We start from the raw sequence: 23,589 nt of genomic DNA, 5'->3' as shown, positions 1-23,589 counted from the left end.
GGCGTGCAGTTGGCCGGCGGGCGGATCGCCGCCAGCGCGTAGTTGACCGGCTGCGGCAGCTCGCGGCCGTCCATGATGATGTCGAAATCAAACACCAGCACCGGCGGGTTGCCGGAGGCTGCGTGCTCCAGATAGGTGTCGCCGCGCTCGCGCAGCACATCGCAGAACAGCAGCCCGCGCTGCAGCGCATCCGTCCAGTAGTCCATCCAGTGCTGCCCCAGCGACCACCACCCCGTTTTGTCGGACTCCGCCATGCCCCGCTCTCCCTTTGTCAACAGCTTTCACTGTAGTCCACCATGCTGCGGCGCACCGCATCCGCCTCAAAGTATCAATCAGGTATTGCGGCTTAACAGTCCTGAACATCCGCGATTTTGCTGGAAAAACTCCCCTGACAATTACCGCCAATACTGCAAACGTCACAACTCCATCAAGGAAGGATCCCACCATGACCAAGCTGCTAAAGCCCCTGATCGTCGCCGGTTTGCTGCTCGCCGGCTCCAGCGCTGTCTATGCCGATGACGCGCCTGCCGCCATGCCGCACCAAGGCTGGCAGATGGACCCGGCCAAGCGCGAGGCGATGATGGCCAAGCACATGCAAATGCTGCATGACAAACTGAAGATCCAGCCGCAACAGGAAGCGGCCTGGAAAACCTTCATCGCCTCGATGAAGTCGGAGCACGGGACCAAACCGGCGGAAAACGCCAATGAAACCGCGCCGGAACGCATGGAGCACATGATGCAAACACATCAGGCGGAAATGCAGAAACGTCTGGATGCGTTGAAGACCTTCTACGCCCAGTTGACGCCTGAGCAGCAGAAGATCATGGACCAGATGCATGGTCCGCGCGACAAGTGGCCACACCGCGGCAAGCATGAGGCTTCGGCTCCGGCCAAGGGATAAACTGGAAGGCCGCCGCCAATAAGCGGCGGCCACTCCGGAGAATCGGAAAGAGGTTACATCATGAAAGGCCGCATTCGTTTAAGCGGCGCCTTGCTGGCAGCGACGCTAGCCGTTTCCGCCATCGCGCCGGCCGAAGCGTATTACCATCACGGCGGACCGCCACGCATCAGCATAGACGTTTGGCGCGGCGGTTATTGGAACCATGGTTACTACCACGGTCGATTGGGCTGGTGGTGGGTGGTGGGCGGCAGCTGGTATTTCTATAGCGCTCCGGTCTACCCCTACCCCAGCTTGTACGCGCCGCCGGCTGTCGCTGTCGTGCCCGCGGTACCTGCAGTTCCCGCCGTGCCGATGGCCCCGCCGCCGCCAGCCGTCAACCCGGCGCCGCAACAGGCGGCGCAGGTGTGGTACTACTGCAAGGCGTCCAAGCAGTACTACCCATATGTCAGCGAATGTCCAGGCGGCTGGAAGACCGTGCCGGCGCAACCGCCTAAGTGACCGGGGAGTTTCGCCATGACAACACGCTGCTATCTTCTATTGCTGTCGCCATTGCTGGCTGCTTGCACTACGCTGCCCACCGGCCCCACTGTGGCGGTGATGCCGGCGCCCGGCAAACCGTTCGAGGTCTTCGTACAGGAAGAACAGCTGTGCCGTTCCTACGCCGCCGGCAGCATAGGCGTCAACGGCAATGATGCCTCCGCCGCCAACCTGGCTGGCAATATGGCGCTGGGCACCGTAGTCGGCGCCGCCGCTGGGACGCTGATAGGCGGCAACCATCAGGGGGCTGGCGTAGGCGCCGGCGTCGGTTTGCTGGCCGGCACGGCAGCCGGCAGCGGCAACGGCGCCTATGCCGGCTACGACGCGCAGATGCGCTACAACATCGCCTACCAGCAATGCATGTACGCCAAGGGCAACCAGTTGCCAGGGCAGCACCCCGCCCAGGGCTATCCTCCGCCGCCGCCGCGCTGGTAAACCGGGACGGCGTTAAAACATCGAAACAAAAGGCAAGGCAGGCTTCATGCGACTGGAAAATATCCGGACCATACTGGATTCAGGCTCTCCGGAGAGGCTAAACCGGATGGGCCGATAAATGACCATCCGTCGATACTGAAGAAACAAGGAGTACGCCATGAGACTGTACGCCCCGTTGATGGCCGGCCTGCTGCTGGCAGCCGGCCTGGCCCATGCCCAGGATGCCAACACCCGCCCGTTCGACAGCACCGTGGTGCTGCCCAGCGTGCCCTTGTCGCTGCATGAGATGAACCAGCCCACCAAACCCAGCGACGTCGTCGCCAAGCCCGCGCAATGAGCCCACGCCCTGCCGTCCCGGCAGGGCTGTCTTTATCGGCCGAACCAGCGGTCGCCGAAATTCACCAGCAACACGCCCGCCACCACCAGCAGCGCGCCGATCAGCCGCGCCGCGCTCAGATCGCGCAGCGGCATCGCCAGCCAGCCAAAGCGATCGAACAACAGCGAAGTGCACACCTGGCCGGCGATGATCAGCGACACCATGGTGGCCACGCCCAGCCGCGGCGCCAACAGCGTGGTGCCGAACACGAAACCGGCGCCCAGCACGCCGCCCAGCAGCATCCACCACTCCACCCGGCTCAGCGCCGCCAGGCTCTGCCAACGCTGGCCGGTGGCCACGCTGAGCAGCGCCAGCGTCAAACAACCGACGCTGAACGACACTAGGGCCGCCAGCAGCGTGCTGCCGCCTATCAGTTGCCGCAGCTGGTTGTTGACCGCCGCCTGCATCGGCACCACTACGCCGACCAGGAACGCCAGCAAGGGATAAATCGCCTGCATCGTCACGCCTTTCTCAATATCGTTCCACCGTCACTGCGCGCGGCGGCGCTTCATACGGCTCCGGCCACCAGTCTTCTATGCGCCGGATCAGGCCATCCTGAAGGGTGAAGAAACTGATGCCGGTCAGGGTCTGCTGTTCCACGTGAAACGCGATCTCGCTGACCGCCTGGTCGCCATCGGCCAGCACCCGGACAATCTCCACCCGCCAGTCGCCGGGATAGGTGGCATTGAATGCCACGTATTGGTCCACGCCGCGGATCCGTTCGCGCGTCTGCGGCACCCGGTATTCGACATCCGGATGCAAGGTGTCGGCGAATCCGGTCCAATCGCGCGCATTGGCGCATTCCCAATAGCGGCGGATCAACTGTGCGGACATGCCGGCTCCCGATCTATTCGAAGGCAAACATGTTAATTGAATTATTTGCCTGGCGCCCGGCTATTGCGCGTATAGGCGCAAAAGCCCGGCTTGGGACCGATCTTGGGATGGTTGCGGCAGGTATTGGGGCGGCGCTCGTAAATGGTGCAGCGCCGGGTCTGCGCATCCAGATACAGGCAATCGCCGTTGGCGCGCTGCGCCAAGGTGAACAGGCTGTTCTTGAAGTTGAAATGCTGGATCACCCGCTGCTTTTCCAGCCGCTTGGCGATGTTCTTGATCGGCTCTTCCAGCTCGAACTCGTCCACCACGCCGATGCGCACCAAGTCCGGCAGCTTCACTTCCACCGGCATGGTGCAGCAGGACGCCATGCAGTCGCCGCACAGGCCGTTCTTGTACTTGATCCAGGTTTCCAGGCGGTTGATGTCGGCCACGGGGCATCCTTAACACATTGAATACGCGATACTTTCCCGTTGCGGGGAAGCGCGCATTCTACGGATGCCGCGTCAAACCGGCAAGCGGAAGGCGCGCAGCCAGCGCGTCGTCTCGTCCGGGCCGCGCAGCACATGCCACTGCGCCAACGGATGCGCGTCTCGCAGCGCGGCCAGTTCGGCGCGGCGCTTGCCGTGGCTGCGCCAGGCCCAGCGCAGCAGGGAATCCGGCCCCCACAGCGCGCCGCGCAAGGTTTCGCGGTTGCCATGCGCCAGCGTCTCGCCGCGCCATGCCCGCCAGAGGCTGCGGCGCACGATGCGCCAAGCCATCAAGCGGAGGGGATAGTCGAGCCAGATCACCAGATCGGCGCGCGGCAGCAACTGGCGCAGCGCGGAACCATAGCAGCCTTCGGCCAGCCAGCGTTCATCCTGAGCCAACGCCGCCACCCTGGCCTCAAACCCGTCCTGGCGAATCCAGCCCGGCCCCCAGAACCATTCGTCCAGCTCCACCACCGGCAAGGCCAGCGCGCGGCCGATAAACTTCGCCAAGGTGCTTTTTCCGGCGCCGCTGCCGCCGACGATCAGCACCCGGCGCGGCGTCTCACATCCCGGCATAGCTGCGCAGAATGGCGGCGATGCGCCAGCGATGGTCGCGGTCGTGTTCGGCCAGTTGTTCCACCAGTCCCAGCACATTGATCGTGGTGCCGTCGCCGCGTATGCCGCTGCGGCCCAATTGCTTGGTATCCAGGCTTTTCAACTGCGCCAACAGCGCCGCCCGTTGCGCGACGAAGGCCGCAATGCCGGCCTCGCCGTCGCGCGCATGGTAGGCGCGCGTCTCGGGCCAGTGCGACACCTCCATCGGCGCCAGCTGCGGCCGCTCCTCGCTCAGCACGTGGCGGATGCGCATGCCGTACAGATCGGTCTCGCAATCGTGCACATGCCAGACATGCTCCAACAGCGGCGAACGGTCATGTATCGGCTGGCGGCCCCACACCTCGCCCGGCAAGCCGGACAGGGTCCTGCGCAAAAACACCGGCAGTTCTTCCAGCTGGATCAGCAGCTGCGAGTAGGCCTGCAGCAGCAAGGGGTGCTCAGTCATCGCGCTCCGCCTCCCGTCCCAGCCTGTCGCACGGATGCGCGGCGCGATTGACCCGCGGCAGCACCTCAGGCAGATAAATCTCCTGAATCGCCGCCAATTTGCCGTGCGCCTCCCAATGGCCGCGGCTTTCCCAATGCTCCACCAGCACAAACTGGCTGGCGTCGGCCTGGGAATGATAGGCCTCCCACAACAGACACCCCGGCTCGGCCAGGCACATCGGCCGCATCCGCGCCAGCGCGGCGGCCACCGCCGGCGCCTCGGCAGGCTCCTTCACTTGCAGCGTCACAATCAATGGAAACATGACATATCCTGGTTTGGCGCGAGCCGAACGGCTCACAAAAAGCGAAGCCTGACAACAACGTGGCTCAGGGGCGGTAGACGATCAGAGGGATTTCCATCTCGTCCGGATGCACGCCGGCATGCGTGCCGGCCAATTGCAGCTTGCGCTCTCCTGGCAGCGTGTCGCGCAGGTTCCAGCCCGGCTTGGCGATCAGCACCACGTCGCCGCAGCGATGAGCCAGGTCTGGATGCGCCGGCCCCGGACCGAACACGCCGGCAGCCAGCAATTCCGCGCTTGGCTCCACCCAGCAGGCGTGGCCCAGCCGCGCGCGCGCCAGCTCGATGAAACGCTCCATGCAGCCTGGCTTCACATGGCAGTAGCTCATGCGCATCTCGCCGGACAGCGGGCGCGCCAACAGGCTGTACAGTTCCGGAATCTCGTCCACATCCAGCCATTGTTCGGCCGGCGCGGCGACAAAGCCGTGGTCGGCAATCGCCACCACCGCCGCGTCGTTCTGCTTGGCCGCGTCCAGCAGGCGGCCGAAATCGCCGTCCAGCTCGGCCAGCAGCCTGGCGGCCGCCTCGTCGTCCGGGCCGATCTCATGCATCAGCGTGTCCATCTGCCGCAGATACAAATAATGGAAAGCCGGCACCGGCGAATACAGCCGCGCCGTGAGCTGGACGAAGGCATCCTCGGAATCGCGGTAAGGCAGGCGCATGCTGCTGCCGGCATGGTGGCGGCTGCAGGGAGAGTGGCAGATGTCCTCCGGCAACATCAGGAAAGCCGGGCGGGAAAAATGTTCGAACAACGGCGGCGCGCTAAACAGCGTATCGGCCAGCTGCTGCGGCGCGCTGGCGCTGCCCGCAGGCTGGCGCACATACAGCGGCAAGGGCGCGATGATTTCCTCGCCATGCAACTGATGCCAGCCTATCAGGCCATGGCGAGCCGGCGGCTGGCCGGTCAACACCGTGGTCACCGCCGCCGTCGTGGTAGGAGGAAACACGCTGCTCAAGGTGGCCCGCCGCCGCAGATTCAAGCGGGTTTCCGGCCCCAGCCGCCGCAGCTGCGCCGCGCCCAGCCCGTCTATCAGCAACAGGCAGACATGGCGGTGATGGCCGATGCCGGCCAGCACATCCGTGGCCAGCGGCGGATAACCCAGATCCGGACCGCCCAGCTCCCAACTCAGCGTCTGCATCAGGTTGAGCAGGCCGCCGCCTTGATAATCCGGCCAGGCGGCCCCGGAGCAACGGGATTTCAGATTGGACATGGCGGCTATGCCGATTGGGAAAACCGCATTGTTGTCCTCGCCGCCCGGCGCGTCAACGACTGACCGCGCCATGCTAGCTCGACAAGGCCACAAACTCGCCGCACAGCCGGCCCGCCTGCGCGCCCTCATGTTCCAACACCGACGTCACCGCAATGCGGGCCTTGCCGCGACGCGACAAGGTTTTGATGAAACGCGGCCAGCTATCCGCGTCCGTCAGGAAGGCGCGCGCGGAAAACTCGCCGGCGACGGTTTGCTCATACTCCATGCTGTTGCGCTGGATAAGCAATGTAGCGTTCCGGTCCTCGGCCCTCAGCCGGATATGCAGCAAGGACCAAGCCGCCAGGATGGCCAGCGCCGACGCGCTGCCGCCAAACACCGTCGCGCAGTGGTTGATATTGGGCGCCAGCGGCGCGGTCAGCCTCACCTGGTCCGGATCGATGGCGGCCACCGATACCTCCATCGCGCGGGACAGCGGGATGTTCTGGTGCAGATAGGCTTGCAGTTGCTCAGCGTGCATGGCATCTCCTGGAACCGGGCCGACTCATGATAAAGCCATTCTCAGCGACGATCATGCTCAGAACGGCGCCTTGGCCAGCGGCTGGAATTGCTGATTGACGCTGCCGGACAGCTCCACATTGTCCGGATTCAGCATCCGCGCCGGCGCGCCGGCGGAAAAGTCTATCTGGTCCAGGTCCACCCGGATCACATTGGGGCTGCTGGCCAGCTCGAAGAAATACTGCCGGTTGCTCAGGTCCGCCACGGTGCGGTATTCGGTGTCATAGGTCGACCCCGGCGTCTTGTACGGCGCGTTGAACGGCACTGAGGCATTGCGCGCGACGGACAGGATGGACGCCACCGCCTGGCGCTGGCTCTGCGGCTCGCGCAGCGTGCTCAGGAAGTAGTTGGCGCGGATGAAGCGGTCTACCGGATTGACATTGCCCGGCAGCGGCGTCTCGCGCGTGGCCTGGGAGAAATCCCACTTCTTCAGTTCCGCCAGCTGCTGCTCATACGGCGGATCGTTGGTCAGCACGCGGAATTCCCGTCCGTGATAGATCTTGGGCTTGCCGTCAACATACTGGATCAGCGCCGAATCGCCGCTGGCATCCTCAATCGCCAGATGCAGCGAGGACTTGAAGCCGGCGTATTCCACCATCATCGGCTGAATCCGCTGCATCGCTTCCAGAGCCTCCGCCACCGTCGCCGCGTTGTCCAGCAGATACTGGCCCCACAGCCCGGCCTGCACGCCCTGCTTGCCCGGTTCGCGCGCGCCATAGTCGGTGGCGGTCAGGAACAACAGGTGCATGGCCAGCCCCTTCTCGTTCATGCCGTCCACTGCGCCGACGCCATAGGCCGATGTCACCACGCTGCCGTATTTGGCGGTCCAGCGCGCCGCATTGTCCTTGATCACGGTGGCCGGCCCCAGCTTGCCGCCATCGCGCACCATGCCGCGCGGCAGGATCATCAGCCGGGGTTGGGTGGATTCGGCCCAGTCCATGGACCGCCCTGCCAGCACGGCGAGATGGTTGGTATTCCACAGGGTGCGGGTGCAGGCATCCGCCGCCGGGGACCACAGCGCGAACGATGTCGTCGACGCGATCAGCAGGCTGCGCAGAGCCGTCTTCATATCCATCCGGGACCCTTTGTCGAAAATTATCAAAAACTTATAGACAGCGCCTAAGGCGAGCGGTTCCATGCCGAAACGCCGGAAACCGCCTGACAAAACCTGAAGTCACGGAAAAATCAGGCCGCCACAGACCATGCCCAGCGGATATCGGGGCAGGAAACAGGCCGCCTCTCGCCGCAGAACGCGGCGCTTACAAGGTGTACGCCAGCCAGCCCCACATCGCCAGCAGCAGCGCGTTGGAAGCCAGGAAGGCCAGGAAACGGTGGATCGGGTGATTGTAGCCAAGGTGGATAACGGTATGGACCAGACGCAGCGCGACATAGCCCCAGGCCAGCGCCAGCATGGCCGGCGTGGCCAGATTCTTGGCGATGACGATGGCGCCGGCCACATAGAACAGCGTCGGCGCTTCGAACAGATTGGAGAAATTGCGCGCCAGCTTCACTTCGCTGTCCGGCGGCACATCGCCCTGCATCAGCCGGTAATAGCTGCCCTTCACCCGCCCGGAACGAGCGTTTGCGAAACGGGCGCGCCCCAGGCGGATGCCCACAAAGAAGGTCAGCAAGACCAGCGCGAACATCGGGTAGATCATCATCGTCCCTTTCATAGAACCGCCCTCACTTCCCATCCCGTCTTGGCATGCCAGCCATTTTTGCCTCCGACCATCCCGCTGCCTCGCTCAGCGCAAAGCATCGATTTATCGCGTTGCCGATTGAGGCGAATGCTACGCCAAACAAAAATAGCCTAAGCAACGACACCTTTCCGGTAGGAAACCAGATGCATTCCCGGCAGCACGGGTCTGGCTGCGCCGAAACGGATAAAACCCAGTTTCTCGTACAAATGGCAATTGCCCGCTTCGATCAAACCAATACTCATCGCTTCGCCTGCAGCGTCAGCGCCTGTTCCACGCGTTCGGCCAGTGGAAGAGCATCGACGCGGGCTAGCCGCGACGTTTTGGCGCAGGCCTGCGCCACCTTGTCAGATGCCAGCAAACGCTGCAGCGCGGCGCTCATTTTCTTGGCGTCCAGCTTGCCGGCCAAAACCGTTTCCGCCACGCCCAGGCGGCGCGCGCGCCAGGCATTGTCAAACTGATCGAATGCATAGGGACAGATCAGCTGCGGCACCCCGGCGCGGAAAGCCGCGGCGCAGCTGCCCACCCCGCCGTGATGCGCCAGCGCCGCCACTTCGGGCAATAGCCGCGCAAACGGCGCACGCGATTGCCAGATCACCTCCGGCGGCAACGCCGCGGGCAATTGCTCCGGATAAGGCGTGAGGAATATCCCGCGCCGGCCGCAGGCCGCCAGCGCCGCCAAGGCCGCCTCAAAATACGCGCGCGCATGCTTGTGGCCGGTGCCGGGGGTAAACGCTATCGGCGCCGGCCCGGCCGCCAGAAAGGCCTGCAATTCTGTGGACAATTCCGTTGCTTGTTCTATTGGATCAGGCGGAAAACCGGCTTCGACATATCGGCTGGGCCAATCCGGCTGCGTGGCGGCGAACCAGTCCGGAAATAGCCCGATCACCGCATCCGGCGTCTCGCTCAACAAGCGGCGGAAACTATCCAACGGCGGCAAGTTCAACGCCTGCCGCGCGGCGTTGATAGCAGGCAAGGCGACGGGGGACAGCGCCAGACGATCGATACCGCGCCACAACTGGCGCTTCCAAGATACCGGCAGCCAAGCCGGCAAAGGCCGCGCTCCCATCACCGGAAATTCATGGCTGCTGCACAAGCCGGACGGAGAAAGATACAGCGCGGCCACTTGCAAATCGGGATAAGCCGCCTTGGCCAGATGCGCGGCCGCCAGCATGATGGGATGGCAAAGCAACACGCAGTGGCCGGACTCGCGCGCCGCCAGTTGGCGCAAGACAAGCAGATGCGGCGCCACGCTCTGCCATGCCACACCAAATCCCTTGCGCGCGTCCCACAAATCCGGATTGTCCAGATGCGCCTGAAAAGCCTGCGCCGAACCGAAACCCTCGCAGGACAGGCCATGCCCGCGGACCCAAGCCACATGGTAGGCCGGCACCAGCAGCCTTACGCGATGGCCACGCGCCGCCAACTGCTGGCCTAGCGCGATGAACGGCAGGATATCCCCGCCGGTGCCGCTGCAGGCCAATACCAGCAAGGGCTGGTCATCGTCTGCGGCAGCGGGATATGGGCCAGCTACTTCCAGCGTCTTGTCCATTGCATCTCCCAGGCAGCGTAGTTCGGCACCGGCAGTTTCCTGCCGCAGTTCACCCGCGCCGCTCGATGAATCCGCCCATGAAAAAATGACTAAAGCATGCAGTTTGATGGCAAGCGACACGTATTGGCAAGCCAGCCGCGCCGCCGCTGGAACCATGCAAAAGGGCAAGCCTTAGTAGCTTGCCCTTGGTGTGAATCGATTCCTTTGCATCGCCGCCGCTGGCGGGCGACGGCGCCCTAGCCAATCACTGCGGCCGTTGCTTGAAGAAAGTGATAGGCGCGCTGGCGGGGATTTCGCTCGGCGGCGGCGTCTTCAAGATGTGCTTCTTCATCTTGCCCATCACGTGCATCTCACAGGGACGGCATTCAAACTTCAGGGTATAGGTCTCGTCGCCCGATTTCAGAATCATCGGATCGGCGCGCACCTGGCCCATCACGCCCTTGACGCCCTTGGCCTGCTTCGGGCACAGGTTGTAGGAGAAGCGCAGGCAGTGCTTGGTGATCATCAGCGACACCTCGCCCTCTTCCTGGTGCGCCTCGTAAGCCGGCTCTATCACTTCCACGCCGTGCTGCTTGTAGAAGTCCCAGGCCAGCGCGTTGTAGACGTTGGCCAGATAGCTCAGCTCCTTCTGCGGGAAGACCGCCGGCGGCTCCACCGCTGCTTTGCGTTCGGGACGCGCCCAGGCGGCCAGGCGGGCGGCTTCCAGCTTTTCCACCGCCTCGCGGCGCAGGCCATTGATGACGGATGCCGGCACAAACCACGGCTGGGAGAGATTCAGCGCCACATCGTGCGCCTGGAACAGGGTATTGCCGAGCTTGGCGACGGCGTCGCGCAGGCTTTGCTCGGCGCGGGCGGCATCCTTGGCCGGCTCCAGCGCCAAATCGACACCGGCGCTGGCGCTGCAGCCATCGGCGTCGGTGTAAGTCAGCGCGAGGCCTGTGGCGGTTTCCGACAGCGTGGCCCACACGCCGATGCGGCGCTCCGCCGATTTTTTCAGCAGCGCCAGTTCCCAGGCGTGGTCGCGGTTGCGGCAAATATCGGTACCTGGCTTCAGGCCGGAGAGCACGGCCGGATCGTTAGGCTCGCAGCGCCAGACCAGCAGGCCGCCCTCAGCCTTCCCGACTTGCTTGACGGTGTTGAGCTGCATGCCCACCACCTCGCGCTTTTTCATGAAGTTGATGCCGTCGCCGTTGGACATCTGCTCCGTGGTGGCGATCTCCAGCCAGCTATCGCCGACCTTGTGCACGGTGCCGAGGCCGACGCCGACGAACTTGGGCGAATCGAAGGCGCCGATGTCCTGCTTGCGGCCGGTGGCGAAGTAATCCGTCGCGCCGCGGTGGAAAGTCTTGTCTGGATTCGGCGTGAAGAAGATTTCGCTGCTGCCGCTGGCGGCCGGCGCCAGTTCCGGGCGGCGCTCGAAGATTTCGTCCAGCAGCAGGCGGTAATGAGCGGTGATGTTCTTGACGTAGCTGACATCCTTGTAGCGGCCTTCGATCTTCAAAGACCGCACGCCGGCGTCCAACAGCGCTTCCAGGTTGTCGCTCTGGTTGTTGTCCTTCATCGACAGCAAATGCTTGTCGAAGGCCACCACGCCGCCTTTCTCGTCGGTCAGCGTGTACGGCAATCTACAGGCCTGCGAGCAGTCGCCGCGGTTAGCGCTGCGGCCGGTGTCGGCATGGCTGATGTAGCACTGGCCGGAGAAGGCCACGCACAGCGCGCCGTGGATGAAGTATTCGATGGTGGCGGAACCGGCCACGCGGTCGGCGATGTTCTTGATCTGCGGAATAGTCAGCTCGCGCGCCAGCACGATCTGGCTGAAACCGGCGTCGGACAAAAAGCGCGCCTTGTCGGCGTCGCGGATGTCGCACTGGGTGGACGCGTGCAGCTGTATCGGCGGCAAGTCCATCTGCAGAATGCCCATATCCTGCACGATCAGCGCGTCCACGCCGGCATCGTACAGCTGCCAGATCAGCTGGCGCGCGGCGTCCAGCTCGGCATCGTGCAGGATGGTGTTCAGCGTGGCGAAAATGCGCGCGTGGTAACGGTGGGCGAAATCGCACAAGCCCGCGATGTCCTGCACGCTATTGCAGGCGTTGTGGCGCGCGCCGAACGACGGCCCGCCGATATACACCGCGTCCGCGCCATGCAGGATGGCTTCGCGGCCGATTTCGGCGGTTTTGGCGGGAGACAGCAGTTCGACTTGGTGCGGCAACAGGCTCATGGCGATTCCGGGGATGCTCTTAAGGTTATTCGGCTGGACGGGCGGGCCGGAAGTATAACGGAATCAGCAGCTTATAGATAGACCGGTGGATTTCATAGTGCGGATAAGTGCAACTACCTAGGATTATTTATACGGATTGATTACCCTCATGACGGCTGCTACCCAAAGAATATTGGAGGCGTGTCCTCCTATCCTGCGAGTTCGTCATGTTCCACAATCTCTCCATCTTCCAGCGTCTGGCCATCATGGTTGCGGCGTTGCTGTCCGTTCCCATTCTGGTTGGCCTGTATGGCCTGCACACCCAGGACGGCATCCTCGGCGACTTCGCCACCACCTACAACGACCGCGTGGTCTGCCTGAAACAACTGAAAATCGTCGGCGACGGCTACGCCGTCGGCATCGTCGACAACGCGCACAAACTGCGCAATCACAGCCAGACCGCCAGCACCTTCCTCACCAACCTGAAGCAGGCTCAAACCGATGTCAAAAAGCAGTGGAGCGACTACCGCGCCACCTATCTGACGCCGGAGGAAAAACAGCTGGCCGATCAGGCGGATCAGGCCATGGCCGCCGCCGACCGCAGCGTCGAGAAACTGCGGCAGATCGTTGAGCGCGGCGACGAAGCCGCGCTGCAGAACTATGTGGAACACGATATGTATCCGGCGCTGGATCCGGTAGCGCAGCGCATTTCCGCCCTGGTGGACCTGCAGCTGCGCGTCGCCGCCGAGGAATTCGCCTCGGCGCAACAGCGCGCCGCCAGCAGTCGACTGGTCAACATCGCTTTGATCGTAGCCGGGGTATTGCTGGGTCTGCTGCTGGCCCAGACCATCGTGCGCGGCCTGCTGGCCGAGCTGGGCGGCGAGCCGCGCGACGTGGTGGCGCTGGCCGGCCGCGTCGCCCAAGGCGACCTCAGCCAAAAACTGCCGGTGAAGAACGGAGACCAATCCAGCATCGTCGCCTCGATGGCGCTGATGCAAAGCGCGCTGATCCAACTGGTGCGCAATATGCAGGACATCACGCTGCGGCTGACCAATAGCGCAACCGAGCTGGCCGCGGCGTCGGAACAAGTGGCCAGCAGCGCCGAGGAGCAAACCCGCGCCGCTTCTTCGATGTCCGCCTCGGTGGAGCAGCTGTCGGTCAGCATCAGCTCGGTCAGCGACAACACCTCCGATGTGGCCAAGGATTCGGTATCCAGCGGCGAGCTGGCGCGCAAGGGCGAGAGCATCATCAACGAAACGCTGCAAACCATGACCCATGTCGCCGAACAGGCGCGGTCGGCGCAGCAGCAGGCCGACCTGTTGGGCAGCCGTTCCCAGGAAATCGCCAGCGTCATCCAGGTGATACGCGACGTGGCGGAGCAAACCAATCTGCTGGCGCTGAACGCGGCGATCGAGGCCGCGCGGGCCGGGGAGCAGGGTCGCGGCTTTGCGGTGGTGGCGGACGAAGTGCGCAAGCTGTCGGAACGCACCTCGCACTCCACCACGGAAATCAGCGGCAGCATCCGCGACATGCTGGATTGCAGCCAGCACGTTGTGGACAACATCCATAGCACGGTGGAACGGATGGAGGCCGGGCTGGGCCAGGCCGAACGCGCCCGCGAGGCCATCTCCGGCATCACCGGCAACGCGGAGCGGGTGAAACAGTCGCTGTCCGGCATTGCCATCTCCTTGAACGAACAGCAACAGGCCGGCACGGCCATTGCCGGCAATGTGGAGCAGGTGGCGCAAATGTCCGAGGAAACCAGCACCGCCGCCATGCAGACGGCCAATGCCGCCAGTCAGGTGGAACAGATGGCAGTGGCGCTGCAGTCCGCGATCAGCCATTTCCGCCTGCCGGCTGGCGGCCAAGCCACGGCCGGCGAGCCCGCCTTGCAAGCCGCCGCCTCTCCTGCCGCCTGGCAAACCTGATCCGCAGGCAGCTTGAGCTGCCGCTCTTAATCATTGCGCAAGTCAAGATGGCGAACAGCAGTTCGCCATCTTTTTTTGTGCGCCGAACAAAATATGCAAGCTCTGATTTTGTTCGCTTTCGAAAACAAATTGGTATTGAAGTGGATATTTAACGCTAATCTTTTATTATTTGTTTCGCATATGAATGTAAATTGATCACAAAGATCAAACATTCCCAATTAATTAGATTTTTCGTGTAAAAACTCTCGCCAATTCATGACTTTAATCATAAGATGCATCTTGCATGGCAACATTGCAACAGCATTACAGGCAATTTCCATTGGAATAGTCTCATACCAATTGAAGACCACTATAAGACCAGATAATTTGCCTCCAGGATTTCCACATATGGATTCCGCAACTGGACCTGGAGTTAAGAAAAATGCATACGCAACGCTCACTTCTCTTGGCAGTACTGGCTGCGTTCACCGGCGTCGCCCTGGCGGCGGAAGAGCCGGCCGTTCCCCCGGCAAGCGATGGCCCCGCGCTGAAAGGCACGGCGCAAGCCATACCCGAAAGCAATGTCTACGATCTGCTGACCAAATCGGAAACCACCTTCAGCGCGCTGTACTACGGCCGCGACCGGCAGGAAAAGCAGCCGAATAACAGCAACGCCGGCGATATCCGGGTCAATGCGCTGAACCTGGGCCTGAATTTCAAATCCGGCTACGCCTGGGACAAGCTGGGCTTCGACGCCGCGGCGCATAGCTCGATCCGCTTGACCAAGGGCATCGGTTTTTCCGAAGTGCTCTACCACGACTACAACGACATGAGCGACCCGGCGGAGGGCGGTGGCGGCAGGGACAAGAGCGATGCGGTGCTAAGCCAGGCGGCAATCAAATTCCGCCAGAACCCGGACGGCCAAGGCCTGTCCTTCCGCGCCGGCTACACCCCGATCAGCATCGGTACCATGGGCACCTCCGGCGGCCTGCAGTCACACGCTTATCGCGGTTTTGAAGGCAAATACAAGATCGGCGATTTCGAGCTGGGCTATGGCTGGGCCGACCAGTTCCGCAATGAGTGGGACTATCGCTTCCGCGACATGACCAACTCCTGGGAACAGGGCCGCAGCAACGGCAGTACAGCCAAGAAAGTCGATTACGTCAACAGCGTGGGCTTCCGCTACGCCCCGGAAAACGCCTTCATCGACATCGGCTTCGGCGAAGGCAAGGATTACCGCCGCACCGCGCAGATTGCCGGCTCCTACACCTGGAAGCTCTCCGGCGGCGACACGCTGACCGGCGTCGCCTACTACTTCCAGGGCAAGGACGAATCGCAGCTGGGCATGCAGAATTCGCAAACCGCCTGGCATGCCAGCGGCAGCATGACCTACACCACCGGTGGCCTGTCGCTGATGGGCGGCATCGGCAAGAGCCGCAACCCCGACGGCGGCGAAGTGAACTTCCGCATGACGCCGTACGGCAACAGCGACAACCGCAACTTCATCCAGACCTGGGGCCAGGACGACGACTTCGTCTGGGATGGCACCCAAGTGCTCAAGCTGGGCGTGAACTACGACCTCGCCAAATCCGGCCTGCCCGGCTTCACGGTTGGCGCCAGCGCCAACTACGCCACCGGCCTGAAAAACCCGAACGGCGCGGCAGACAGCAAGGCGCATGAAATCGACCTGAGCGCCGGCTACACCGTGCAAAGCGGCTGGCTCAAGGGCGCCAGCATAGGCGTCTACCCGGCCTGGTACCGCTCCGGCGACTTCTACGGCAAGAAGGACCGCAACGACGTAAAAGTGATCGCCTCCTACAGCAAGACCTTCTGATGACCGGGCCGCCGCGATGGCAATCGCGGCGGCTCTCTTGGCCAAACTCAAGAAAGATAAGGACGCAGACATGAAACTGAAAAGCCTGACCCTGTCGCTGCTGATCGCCGCATCCGCCGCCATCCCGCTGGCCGCCCATGCCGCCGACAAGCCGGTGCTGGAAGTGTGGACCATGAGCCTGTCGCCCAAATTCGACGGCTATTTCAAGAACCTGGTGGCTCAGTACAACGCCCAGCACCCGAATGTGGAAGTGAAGTGGACCGACTACCCCTGGGACGTGATCCAGGCCAAGTTCACCGCCGCCGTCGGCGCCGGCAAGCCGCCGGCCCTGGTCAATCTGAACGTGCCCTGGGCCTATGACTACCAGCAAGAAGGCCTGATCCAGCCGCTGGACAACCTGATCGACAAGAGCCAATACGTCGCCGGCGCGTTGAAGGACGTCACCTTCAACGGCAAGGTTTACGCCTTCCCGCACTACAACGGCGCCAACGTCATCGCCTACAACGCCGAGCTGTTCAAGAAGGCCGGCCTCGATCCGAACAAGCCGCCCAAGTCATTCGACGAGGAGCTGCAATACGCCAAGACCATCAAGGCCAAGACCGGCGTGGCCGGTTTCGCGCCGACGCTGGGCCCGACCAAGATCGAAGCCTTGCTGATGCAAAACGGCCTGGACGTGGTCAAGGACGGCAAGCCGGCCTTCAACAGCCCAGCCCATGTGGCCTTCGTCAAGAAGCTGGCCGACGCCTACAAGGCCGGCGCGCTGCTCAAGGACAACCTGTTTTCCCAAGACAACTTCCAGGTGGCGATGGCGGCGTATAACGGCGGCCGTCTGGCGATGCTGGAATCGACGCCGACCACGCTGACCCGCGTGCGCGACGAAGCGCCCAAGCTCTATGCCCATACCCGCGTCGCCCCGGCTCCGCTCGGCCCCACCGGCATCGCCGCTGGCGGCTGGATGTTCAACTTCGCCGTGGCGCGCAATGTGGACAAGGCGCTGCTGCCGGAAATCGGCAAATTCGGCAACTACCTGACCAATGCGCAAAACCAGCTGGCCTTCGCCAAGCTGGCCGGCACCCTGCCCACCGCGCGCCAGGCCGCCGCCGACCCGCACTTCCAGAAAGTGGCCGACAACGCCGGCGCCGCCGAGCGCGCCGTGAGCATCGCCGCCGCCAATCTGGACAAGACGCGCACCCTGTTCCTGTCGGTGAAGAACGCCGACGTGCTGTCGGCCAAGCTGTCGGCCGCGGTGGAGAAAGCCGTGACCGGCCGCCAGGACGTCAAGGCCGCGCTGGACGAAGCCGCCGCCTACTGGGCCAGCAAGCTGTAAGCCTCCCGCAGCGTCCCATCCGCCGCGCGCAACCGGCGGATGGGCGTTTTCGCAACCCCACCGGGAGTATGAGCAATGCGCAATCACCGCAAGACCACCCTGCAAGCCTATCTGTTCCTGGCGCCAGCCCTATTGTTGCTGCTGGTGTTTTCGTTCTGGCCGGTGGGCTTCGGCTCCTTTCTCGCCTTCACCCGCTACAACCTGATCGATGCGCCGCAATGGGTGGGCTGGGACAATTTCCGCGATCTGTTCGGCGACGAGCTGTTCCTGTCGGCGCTGAAGAATTCGGCGCTGTATCTGGTGGTGGTGCCGGTCATCCAGTTGCTGGCCATCCTGCTGGCGGTGCTGGTCAACAATAATCTGCCCGGCATCAAGCTGTTCCGCGCCGCCTACTACCTGCCCGTGGTCACCTCGGTATCAGTGATCGGCATCATCTGGAATTTCATGTACACCGAAGACGGCGTGCTCAACGCCGTGCTGCGCTGGCTGCACCTGATCAATGATCCGGTGGGCTGGCTCAGCGACGACCACATCGCTCTGTTCGCCGTGATGTTCATCACCGTGTGGCGCGGCATAGGCTGGTACATGGTGCTGTACCTGGCCGGCCTGCAGTCCATTCCAGCCGACGTGCACGAGGCCGCGCAGCTGGACGGCGCCGGCCGCTGGCAGCGCTTCTGGCGCATCACCGTGCCGCTATTGGCGCCCACCATCCTGCTGTGCTCGGTCATGTCGGTGCTGGCGGCGGTGAAGGCGTTTGAGGAAGTGCAGATCCTGACCAAGGGCGGGCCGATGCAGTCCACCTATACCGCGCTGTATTACGCCTACGAGTTCGGCATCAAGTCGCTGAACTTCGGCCGCGCCCTGGCCGCCAGCCTGGTGATGTCCGCGTTCTGCATCGTGCTGGCCTGGCTGAACTTCCGTTACCTGCAACCGCGAGACCGCTGAGGAGGCGCGATGACCCCCACCACTACTCTGCCCGCCGCCGCGCCGCGGCTGGACCGCCTGGGCAACCGCGCCTTGCATTACCTGGCGCTGAGCGCCATCGCCCTGATCACGGTCTATCCGTTCTGGTGGACGCTGGTGACGGCCCTGTCCGGCGACGGCGAGGTGTTCGCCTTTCCGCCGCCGCTGTTGCCGACGGCGCCGACGCTGGCCCACTTCGGCGAGGCCATCTCCAGCATCGACATCCTGGCCTTTTATCGCAACTCGCTGGCCATCACCGCGCTGACGGTGGCCGGCACGCTCTTGGTCAGCGCGCTGGCCGCCTACCCGCTGGCGCGGATGCGGTTCCCCGGCCGCCGGCTGGTGTTCGGCGCCATCCTGGCCACCATGATCCTGCCCAGCGAGGTCAACTTCCTGGTCAACTTCATCACCGTGTCCAAGCTGCAGCTGACCGACAGCTACAGCGGCGTGGTGCTGCCGACGCTGGCCGGCGCGGTGGGCATCTTCCTGATGAAACAGGCCTTCGAGGCGGTGCCGCAGGATCTGATCGACGCCGCCCGCGTGGACGGCGCGTCGGAGTGGCAAATCTTCTGGAAGATCATGCTGCCGCTGTCGCGCCCGGCGCTGGCGGCCTTGACCATCCTGACCACGGTATCGGCCTGGAACCAGTACATCTGGCCATCCATCGTGATGTCCAGCCCGGACAAGTTTCCGCTGTCGGTCGGCGTGCTGTACCTGGCCGGCGCCTTCAGCTTCAAGACGCGGGTGGTGGCGGCCGGCGCGGTGCTGACCGTGCTGCCCATCCTGATCGTCTTCCTGTTTACCCAGCGCTATTTCCTGCGCGGATTCGACGGAGCGGTGAAATGACCCTGACCCCTGAACAACTGGATGCCCTGGCCGGCCGCTGCCTGATGGTGGATGTGGAAGGCCCGGTTTTGAGCGATGAAGAAGCGGCGCTGCTGCAGCGCATGCGCGTGCGCGCCGTCTGCCTGTTCCGCCGCAACGTGCCGGACGCGGCCGCCACCCGCCGCCTGGTGGCGGACCTGAAATGCGCGCTGGGCGACAACATCCTGATCGGCATCGACCAGGAAGGCGGCGGCGTGATGCGCACCCTGTTCCTGCCGCAAGCGCCGGCGGCGATGGCGCTGGCCGCCGCGGACGACGAAGCGCTGGCGCGCCAGGTCGGCTCTGCGGTGGCCCGCGGGCTGAAGAGCCTGGGCATCAACTGGAACTTCGCCCCGGTGCTGGACCTGAACAACAACCCGGCCAATCCGGTGATAGGCGAGCGTTCGTTCGGGGCGGACCCGGCGCGGGCCGCCGCCCTGGCCCGCGCCTGGATGGAAGGCCATCTGGCAGAGGGCGTGGCCTGCTGCGTCAAGCACTTCCCCGGACACGGCGACACCCATACCGACTCCCACCTGGACCTGCCGGTGGTGGACAAGCCGCAGGCCGAACTGCGCGACTACGAACTCGCCCCGTTCAAGACGCTGGCGCCGCACGCGCCGGCGCTGATGAGCGCCCACATCCGCTTCCCCAGTCTGGACGCCGAATGGCCGGCCACCCTGTCGCCGGCCATCCTCACCGGTTTGCTGCGGCAGGAACTGGGCTTCCAGGGCGTCGCCATCACCGACGCCTTGAACATGCGCGCGATACGCGAGCGCTGGGGCCAGCCGGCCGGCGCGGTGCAAACGCTCAAAGCCGGCGCCGACCTGGCGTTAGTGCTGCAATTCGCCGACGAAATGGAAGCGAGCTTCGACGCGCTGCGCGCGGCCTTGCAAAGCGGCGATTTGGCCGACTCGCGGCTGGCCGAGGCAGCCGGACGGGTAGACGCGCTGATCCGCCGCTATCCCAGCGTGGACGATTACGCCTATGCCGCCGAACAACGCGCGGCCGACGAAGCCTTGTTCGCCGACGCCTGGCGGCGCGCGCTGACGCCCCATGGCGACGTCCCCACGCTGCCGGCCGGCCAGCGGCTGCGGCTGGTGGTGCAGGACCAGGCGCCGTCCGACGGCGTATCCGAGGCCGGCCTGTCCGCCAGCAAGCTGGTGGCCGCGCTGTCGCGCCGCCACGCGCTGGAAGTGGTGCGCTTCGCGCAGCGCGCCGCGCTCGACTGGTCCACCCTACCGCAGGACGGCGTCTTCACCGTGCTGGCCTCCACCACGCGAGAACGCTATGGCAGGCGCGAACAGCATAGCTGGAAACCGGATTTGCATCTGGCATTATGGAACCCCTACTCGGCCGCCGACATCGCCGCGCCGGCGCTGATCAGCTACGGCTTCGCCGATGCCGCGCTGGAAGCCGCCAGCCGCTGCCTGGCCGGCGAGATCGCCGCCGTCGGCCGCCTGCCGGTGGACCTGGGCCAACCCTATCAGGAGCAATGAGATGTCCCGACTCGCGCTGAAACACATCCGCAAGGTGTACGACGACGGCAACGCCGTGATCCACGACGTCAGCCTGGACATCCGCGACGGCGAATTCATGGTCTTCGTCGGGCCGTCCGGCTGCGGCAAGTCCACCATGATGCGCATGATCGCCGGCCTGGAAGACATCACGGCGGGCGAACTGTGGATAGACGACAAACTGGCCAATGACATCGAACCGGCCAAGCGCGGCCTGGCCATGGTATTCCAGAGCTACGCGCTGTATCCGCACATGACGGTGCGCGAAAACATGGCCTTCAGCCTGAAGCTGGCCGGCAAGAGCAAGGCGGAAATCGATGCCGCCGTGCATCGCGCCGCGCTGACCCTGCAAATCGAACATCTATTGGACCGCAAACCCAAGGCCCTGTCCGGCGGCCAGCGACAGCGCGTGGCCATCGGCCGCGCCATTGTCAGGAAGCCCGGCGTGTTCCTGTTCGACGAGCCGCTGTCCAACCTGGACGCCGCGCTGCGCGTGCAGATGCGCATCGAGCTGGCGCGGCTGCACCAGGAGCTGGGCAGCACCATGATCTACGTCACCCACGACCAAGTCGAGGCGATGACGCTGGGCCACCGCATCGCGGTATTCAACGCCGGCCGCATCGAACAGGTGGGCAGCCCGCTGGAGCTGTACAACCAGCCGGCCAACCGCTTCGTCGCCGGCTTCCTCGGCTCCCCCAAAATGAACTTCATCCCGGCGCGCGCGCTGCAGCACACCCCCAGCGGCCTGCAGCTGCAACTGCCCGGCGACTACCGGCTCACCCTGCCGCTGAGCGACGCCGGCAGCGGCGAACTGGCGCTGGGCGTGCGCGCCGAGCATCTGCTCTTCGCCGAAACCGGCCTGCCGGTAACGGTGCAGTTGGTGGAGCACCTGGGCGACCAGCAGATCGTCTACCTGCGCGTGGAAGGCGCCGAGGAGCCGATCGCGCTGAAACTGAGCGGCCACGAGGCGGAGCCTGCGCCGGGCAGCCTGCGTTTCGTGCAACCCGATCCGCGCCACTGCCATGTGTTCGATGGCCAGGGAACCGCCTTGCCGCGACTGGCGCCAGCCGATCAGAAAGAAACCGCGCTGGCCATGTGAAACATCGGGCGAGGAGAAGCCCGTCCTCGCCCTTATCCACAGCCCAAAAGAAATGGTGGATTTATCCACAGCAGCGGCTCGCGTGGGAAAATAGTGAAAAACCTTTGATTTAGCTAAGTAAATATTCGTAAGACATCGCGAACTGCCCTACAACTAGAGCAAGATTCGTTCTAGCACGGAGGTTCTCCATGAACCGCCAATCCTCTCTCGCCGGGCAGCTGGCTGCCATTGTCGGACTCGCCATCGCCATCCTGCTGCTCGCCGCGATTTTCTCGCTGTCGCAACTATGGGGCAGCATCCGCACCTTCCGCGATCAGGTGGCCCAGGACCAAAGCAGCGTGCAGCAGGTGCTGACCATGCAGGTAGACTTCAAGAAACAGGTGCAGGAGTGGAAGGACACGCTGCTGCGCGGGCAGGACCCGGCCAAGCTGGCCAAGTACTGGGGCAATTTTCAGAAGAAGGAAAACCAGGTGCGGGATGAGGGCAATGCGTTGGCCGCTTCGGTGCCCGACCCGCAAGCGCAGCAACTGCTGCAACAATTCGTCGCCGCCCACCAGAAAATGGGCGAGGACTACCGGCGCGGGCTGGATGCCTATAAGCAAGCCGGCGCCGATTTCAAGGTGGGCGACAAGCAGGTGGCCGGCATGGACCGTCCGCCGACCGAGCTGCTGACCCAGGCCAGCGACTTTCTGGCCAAGCGCGCGCAAAGCAATGCCGAGTCCGCCGTGGCCAGCGCCAACGCCGCGCTGTGGCGGGTGGCCATCGTCATGGCTGTCGCCACCGTCTTGGGCCTGGCCCTGTTTCTGTACTACGTCAACCGCGCCATCGTTTCCCGCGCCCGCCGGCTGGTTGAAGACCTGACCCGTCTGGCAGAGGGCGACTTCACCCGGCCGTTCCAGCCAGGCCGCATGGATGAGATCGGCCAGATCGCCGCCTGCAGCGAAACGGTGCGCACCCATCTGGGCGCGCTGATCGCGGAGCTGATCAACGCCGCCAAGCAGGTGGGCGACACCAGCCAGGAGCTGGGCCGCTCCGCCCGCGCGCTGGCCAGCGGCGCCGAGACGCAGAACGACGCCATCGCCAGCAACGCCGCCTCGCTGGAGCAAATGGCCACCAGCATAGACACCATCGCCGAACAAACCGTGCGCATCAGCGAGGACTCCCACACCAGCGCGCAGAAAACCCGCAACGGGCTGGAAGAAGTGGCGCACCTGCGCCGTCAGACAACGACGATAGACACGGTGATGGGTCAGGTGGACCAAGCCTCGCAGGCCTTCCGCGACAGCACCGAGGCCATCGGCCATCTGACCGGCCAGATCCGCGACATCGCCGAGCAGACCAATCTATTGGCGCTGAACGCGGCCATCGAGGCGGCGCGCGCCGGAGAAACCGGCCGCGGCTTCGCCGTGGTGGCGGACGAGGTGCGCAAATTGGCGGAAAACTCGGCCAAGGCCGCCAGCGAAATCAAGATGGTGACCGAACGCCTGAACCAGAACGCCCACTCGGTGGGCGCGACGGTGCAAAGCGGCATCGACGCCACGCGGCAGAGCCGCAGCACGATGGAGACGGTGATCGCCAATCTGCAGGCCGCCAACGACAGCGTGCAGGAAGCCAGCGGCGGCGTCGGCCAGATCCGCGACGCCATTTCCGAACAGAAAAGCGTCTGCAACAGCATCGCAGGCAGCTTCGAAACCGTGTCGCAGATGGTGGCCGACAATACCGAGGCCGCCAGCGAACTGCATGGCGCGGTGCTCAGCCTGAACGAACTGGCCGAGCACATGCGGCAAATGGTGGAAAAATTCCGCCTGTAGGGCGGAAGCCCGGCAAAGACGGGCGTTCCGCCAACCTCGGTGGATCGCCCCTGCGGGGCATCCGCCCTACCTCTCAAACACGGGATGGGCGGCATCCAGCCCGTAGGGC

General features: G+C 64.0%; 25 protein-coding genes. 12 read left to right on the top strand and 13 right to left on the bottom strand.

Annotated elements, in window-relative coordinates:
- Window positions 1–254: DUF3141 domain-containing protein (locus JHD59_RS18695; RefSeq protein ID WP_199155338.1), on the bottom strand; the 254-nt coding region annotated here is incomplete at its 3' end.
- A 191-nt stretch (window positions 255–445) separates the two neighbouring features.
- Here JHD59_RS18695 and JHD59_RS18690 point away from each other — a divergent pair.
- The 4 genes from JHD59_RS18690 (at window position 446) to JHD59_RS18675 (ending at window position 2,210) form a co-directional block, all read left to right on the top strand.
- Window positions 446–901: a Spy/CpxP family protein refolding chaperone gene (locus tag JHD59_RS18690; RefSeq protein WP_071110707.1), complete on the top strand. Its 456-nt coding sequence runs from the start codon at window positions 446–448 to the stop codon at window positions 899–901.
- Window positions 902–961: 60 nt separating this feature from the next.
- Window positions 962–1,399, top strand: a complete 438-nt coding sequence (locus JHD59_RS18685) for a hypothetical protein (protein WP_071110708.1) — start codon at window positions 962–964, stop codon at window positions 1,397–1,399.
- A gap of 15 nt (window positions 1,400–1,414) precedes the next feature.
- Complete coding sequence (locus JHD59_RS18680; RefSeq protein ID WP_199155337.1) at window positions 1,415–1,873, top strand: glycine zipper family protein; 459 nt, start codon at window positions 1,415–1,417, stop codon at window positions 1,871–1,873.
- 157 nt (window positions 1,874–2,030) lie between these two features.
- The gene (locus JHD59_RS18675) at window positions 2,031–2,210 is read left to right on the top strand and encodes a hypothetical protein (protein ID WP_071110710.1); all 180 of its coding nucleotides are present in this window, start codon (window positions 2,031–2,033) and stop codon (window positions 2,208–2,210) included.
- A gap of 32 nt (window positions 2,211–2,242) precedes the next feature.
- Here JHD59_RS18675 and JHD59_RS18670 read toward each other — a convergent pair whose 3' ends face one another.
- The 12 genes from JHD59_RS18670 to JHD59_RS18615 form a co-directional block, all read right to left on the bottom strand.
- Complete coding sequence (locus JHD59_RS18670) at window positions 2,243–2,707, bottom strand: DMT family transporter (RefSeq protein ID WP_199155336.1); 465 nt, start codon at window positions 2,705–2,707, stop codon at window positions 2,243–2,245.
- A 13-nt stretch (window positions 2,708–2,720) separates the two neighbouring features.
- Window positions 2,721–3,083, bottom strand: coding sequence for a nuclear transport factor 2 family protein (locus JHD59_RS18665; protein WP_199155335.1), 363 nt, complete (start codon window positions 3,081–3,083; stop codon window positions 2,721–2,723).
- A gap of 41 nt (window positions 3,084–3,124) precedes the next feature.
- Window positions 3,125–3,451 carry a YkgJ family cysteine cluster protein gene (locus JHD59_RS18660; RefSeq protein ID WP_255521416.1) on the bottom strand — a complete coding sequence of 109 codons (327 nt, stop codon included), beginning with the start codon at window positions 3,449–3,451 and terminating at the stop codon, window positions 3,125–3,127.
- A 135-nt stretch (window positions 3,452–3,586) separates the two neighbouring features.
- A complete protein-coding gene (locus JHD59_RS18655; protein WP_199155334.1) occupies window positions 3,587–4,060 on the bottom strand; it encodes a hypothetical protein in 474 nt (157 codons plus the stop codon).
- A 52-nt stretch (window positions 4,061–4,112) separates the two neighbouring features.
- The gene (locus JHD59_RS18650; protein WP_199155333.1) at window positions 4,113–4,610 is read right to left on the bottom strand and encodes a DinB family protein; all 498 of its coding nucleotides are present in this window, start codon (window positions 4,608–4,610) and stop codon (window positions 4,113–4,115) included.
- A complete protein-coding gene (locus JHD59_RS18645; RefSeq protein ID WP_199155332.1) occupies window positions 4,603–4,911 on the bottom strand; it encodes a putative quinol monooxygenase in 309 nt (102 codons plus the stop codon). The genes JHD59_RS18650 and JHD59_RS18645 overlap by 8 nt, the downstream gene beginning before the upstream one ends.
- 64 nt (window positions 4,912–4,975) lie before the next feature.
- Window positions 4,976–6,157, bottom strand: coding sequence for an alkaline phosphatase family protein (locus tag JHD59_RS18640; RefSeq protein ID WP_199155331.1), 1,182 nt, complete (start codon window positions 6,155–6,157; stop codon window positions 4,976–4,978).
- A gap of 73 nt (window positions 6,158–6,230) precedes the next feature.
- Window positions 6,231–6,674 (bottom strand): YiiD C-terminal domain-containing protein, encoded by a 444-nt coding sequence (locus tag JHD59_RS18635; protein WP_199155330.1) that lies wholly within the window; start codon window positions 6,672–6,674, stop codon window positions 6,231–6,233.
- A 57-nt stretch (window positions 6,675–6,731) separates the two neighbouring features.
- Window positions 6,732–7,781, bottom strand: coding sequence for a linear amide C-N hydrolase (locus JHD59_RS18630; protein ID WP_199155329.1), 1,050 nt, complete (start codon window positions 7,779–7,781; stop codon window positions 6,732–6,734).
- A gap of 190 nt (window positions 7,782–7,971) precedes the next feature.
- Window positions 7,972–8,373, bottom strand: a complete 402-nt coding sequence (locus tag JHD59_RS18625) for an MAPEG family protein (protein ID WP_233164389.1) — start codon at window positions 8,371–8,373, stop codon at window positions 7,972–7,974.
- A 277-nt stretch (window positions 8,374–8,650) separates the two neighbouring features.
- Entirely contained in the window at window positions 8,651–9,961 is a 1,311-nt protein-coding gene (locus JHD59_RS18620; protein WP_199155328.1) for a glycosyltransferase, read from the bottom strand.
- Window positions 9,962–10,205: 244 nt separating this feature from the next.
- Window positions 10,206–12,182 carry a U32 family peptidase gene (locus tag JHD59_RS18615; protein ID WP_199155327.1) on the bottom strand — a complete coding sequence of 659 codons (1,977 nt, stop codon included), beginning with the start codon at window positions 12,180–12,182 and terminating at the stop codon, window positions 10,206–10,208.
- 206 nt (window positions 12,183–12,388) lie between these two features.
- Between JHD59_RS18615 and JHD59_RS18610 the strand changes: the two genes are divergently transcribed.
- The 8 genes from JHD59_RS18610 (at window position 12,389) to JHD59_RS18575 (ending at window position 23,480) form a co-directional block, all read left to right on the top strand.
- Window positions 12,389–14,089 carry a methyl-accepting chemotaxis protein gene (locus JHD59_RS18610; RefSeq protein WP_199155326.1) on the top strand — a complete coding sequence of 567 codons (1,701 nt, stop codon included), beginning with the start codon at window positions 12,389–12,391 and terminating at the stop codon, window positions 14,087–14,089.
- Between the two features lie 421 nt (window positions 14,090–14,510).
- Window positions 14,511–15,902, top strand: coding sequence for an OprD family outer membrane porin (locus JHD59_RS18605; RefSeq protein WP_103320939.1), 1,392 nt, complete (start codon window positions 14,511–14,513; stop codon window positions 15,900–15,902).
- 70 nt (window positions 15,903–15,972) lie between these two features.
- Complete coding sequence (locus tag JHD59_RS18600) at window positions 15,973–17,229, top strand: extracellular solute-binding protein (protein WP_199155325.1); 1,257 nt, start codon at window positions 15,973–15,975, stop codon at window positions 17,227–17,229.
- Window positions 17,230–17,304: 75 nt separating this feature from the next.
- Window positions 17,305–18,174 (top strand): carbohydrate ABC transporter permease, encoded by an 870-nt coding sequence (locus JHD59_RS18595; RefSeq protein ID WP_103320941.1) that lies wholly within the window; start codon window positions 17,305–17,307, stop codon window positions 18,172–18,174.
- Window positions 18,175–18,183: 9 nt separating this feature from the next.
- The gene (locus JHD59_RS18590) at window positions 18,184–19,038 is read left to right on the top strand and encodes a carbohydrate ABC transporter permease (protein WP_199155324.1); all 855 of its coding nucleotides are present in this window, start codon (window positions 18,184–18,186) and stop codon (window positions 19,036–19,038) included.
- A complete protein-coding gene (gene nagZ, locus JHD59_RS18585; RefSeq protein WP_199155323.1) occupies window positions 19,035–20,552 on the top strand; it encodes a beta-N-acetylhexosaminidase in 1,518 nt (505 codons plus the stop codon). Before JHD59_RS18590 ends, nagZ begins: the two co-directional genes overlap by 4 nt.
- A 1-nt stretch (window position 20,553) precedes the next feature.
- Entirely contained in the window at window positions 20,554–21,669 is a 1,116-nt protein-coding gene (locus JHD59_RS18580) for an ABC transporter ATP-binding protein (protein WP_199155322.1), read from the top strand.
- Window positions 21,670–21,857: 188 nt separating this feature from the next.
- Window positions 21,858–23,480 (top strand): methyl-accepting chemotaxis protein, encoded by a 1,623-nt coding sequence (locus JHD59_RS18575; protein ID WP_103320945.1) that lies wholly within the window; start codon window positions 21,858–21,860, stop codon window positions 23,478–23,480.
- The last annotated feature ends 109 nt before the right edge of the window (window positions 23,481–23,589 follow it).

Source organism: Chromobacterium sp. ASV23 (assembly GCF_016428945.1).
Classification (GTDB): Bacteria; Pseudomonadota; Gammaproteobacteria; order Burkholderiales; family Chromobacteriaceae; genus Chromobacterium; species Chromobacterium sinusclupearum.
This window is presented reverse-complemented; position numbering and strand designations above follow the sequence as displayed.

Bases quoted from the DNA above. Each gene is read 5' to 3' on its own strand.
- JHD59_RS18690 (WP_071110707.1), top strand. From the start codon at position 446: ATGACCAAGCTGCTAAAGCCCCTGATCGTCGCCGGTTTGCTGCTCGCC.
- JHD59_RS18685 (WP_071110708.1), top strand. From the start codon at position 962: ATGAAAGGCCGCATTCGTTTAAGCGGCGCCTTGCTGGCAGCGACGCTA.
- JHD59_RS18680 (WP_199155337.1), top strand. From the start codon at position 1,415: ATGACAACACGCTGCTATCTTCTATTGCTGTCGCCATTGCTGGCTGCT.
- JHD59_RS18675 (WP_071110710.1), top strand. From the start codon at position 2,031: ATGAGACTGTACGCCCCGTTGATGGCCGGCCTGCTGCTGGCAGCCGGC.
- JHD59_RS18670 (WP_199155336.1), bottom strand. From the start codon at position 2,707: ATGCAGGCGATTTATCCCTTGCTGGCGTTCCTGGTCGGCGTAGTGGTG.
- JHD59_RS18665 (WP_199155335.1), bottom strand. From the start codon at position 3,083: ATGTCCGCACAGTTGATCCGCCGCTATTGGGAATGCGCCAATGCGCGC.
- JHD59_RS18660 (WP_255521416.1), bottom strand. From the start codon at position 3,451: ATGGCGTCCTGCTGCACCATGCCGGTGGAAGTGAAGCTGCCGGACTTG.
- JHD59_RS18650 (WP_199155333.1), bottom strand. From the start codon at position 4,610: ATGACTGAGCACCCCTTGCTGCTGCAGGCCTACTCGCAGCTGCTGATC.
- JHD59_RS18645 (WP_199155332.1), bottom strand. From the start codon at position 4,911: ATGTTTCCATTGATTGTGACGCTGCAAGTGAAGGAGCCTGCCGAGGCG.
- JHD59_RS18640 (WP_199155331.1), bottom strand. From the start codon at position 6,157: ATGTCCAATCTGAAATCCCGTTGCTCCGGGGCCGCCTGGCCGGATTAT.
- JHD59_RS18635 (WP_199155330.1), bottom strand. From the start codon at position 6,674: ATGCACGCTGAGCAACTGCAAGCCTATCTGCACCAGAACATCCCGCTG.
- JHD59_RS18630 (WP_199155329.1), bottom strand. From the start codon at position 7,781: ATGAAGACGGCTCTGCGCAGCCTGCTGATCGCGTCGACGACATCGTTC.
- JHD59_RS18625 (WP_233164389.1), bottom strand. From the start codon at position 8,373: ATGATGATCTACCCGATGTTCGCGCTGGTCTTGCTGACCTTCTTTGTG.
- JHD59_RS18620 (WP_199155328.1), bottom strand. From the start codon at position 9,961: ATGGACAAGACGCTGGAAGTAGCTGGCCCATATCCCGCTGCCGCAGAC.
- JHD59_RS18615 (WP_199155327.1), bottom strand. From the start codon at position 12,182: ATGAGCCTGTTGCCGCACCAAGTCGAACTGCTGTCTCCCGCCAAAACC.
- JHD59_RS18610 (WP_199155326.1), top strand. From the start codon at position 12,389: ATGTTCCACAATCTCTCCATCTTCCAGCGTCTGGCCATCATGGTTGCG.
- JHD59_RS18605 (WP_103320939.1), top strand. From the start codon at position 14,511: ATGCATACGCAACGCTCACTTCTCTTGGCAGTACTGGCTGCGTTCACC.
- JHD59_RS18600 (WP_199155325.1), top strand. From the start codon at position 15,973: ATGAAACTGAAAAGCCTGACCCTGTCGCTGCTGATCGCCGCATCCGCC.
- JHD59_RS18595 (WP_103320941.1), top strand. From the start codon at position 17,305: ATGCGCAATCACCGCAAGACCACCCTGCAAGCCTATCTGTTCCTGGCG.
- JHD59_RS18590 (WP_199155324.1), top strand. From the start codon at position 18,184: ATGACCCCCACCACTACTCTGCCCGCCGCCGCGCCGCGGCTGGACCGC.
- nagZ (WP_199155323.1), top strand. From the start codon at position 19,035: ATGACCCTGACCCCTGAACAACTGGATGCCCTGGCCGGCCGCTGCCTG.
- JHD59_RS18580 (WP_199155322.1), top strand. From the start codon at position 20,554: ATGTCCCGACTCGCGCTGAAACACATCCGCAAGGTGTACGACGACGGC.
- JHD59_RS18575 (WP_103320945.1), top strand. From the start codon at position 21,858: ATGAACCGCCAATCCTCTCTCGCCGGGCAGCTGGCTGCCATTGTCGGA.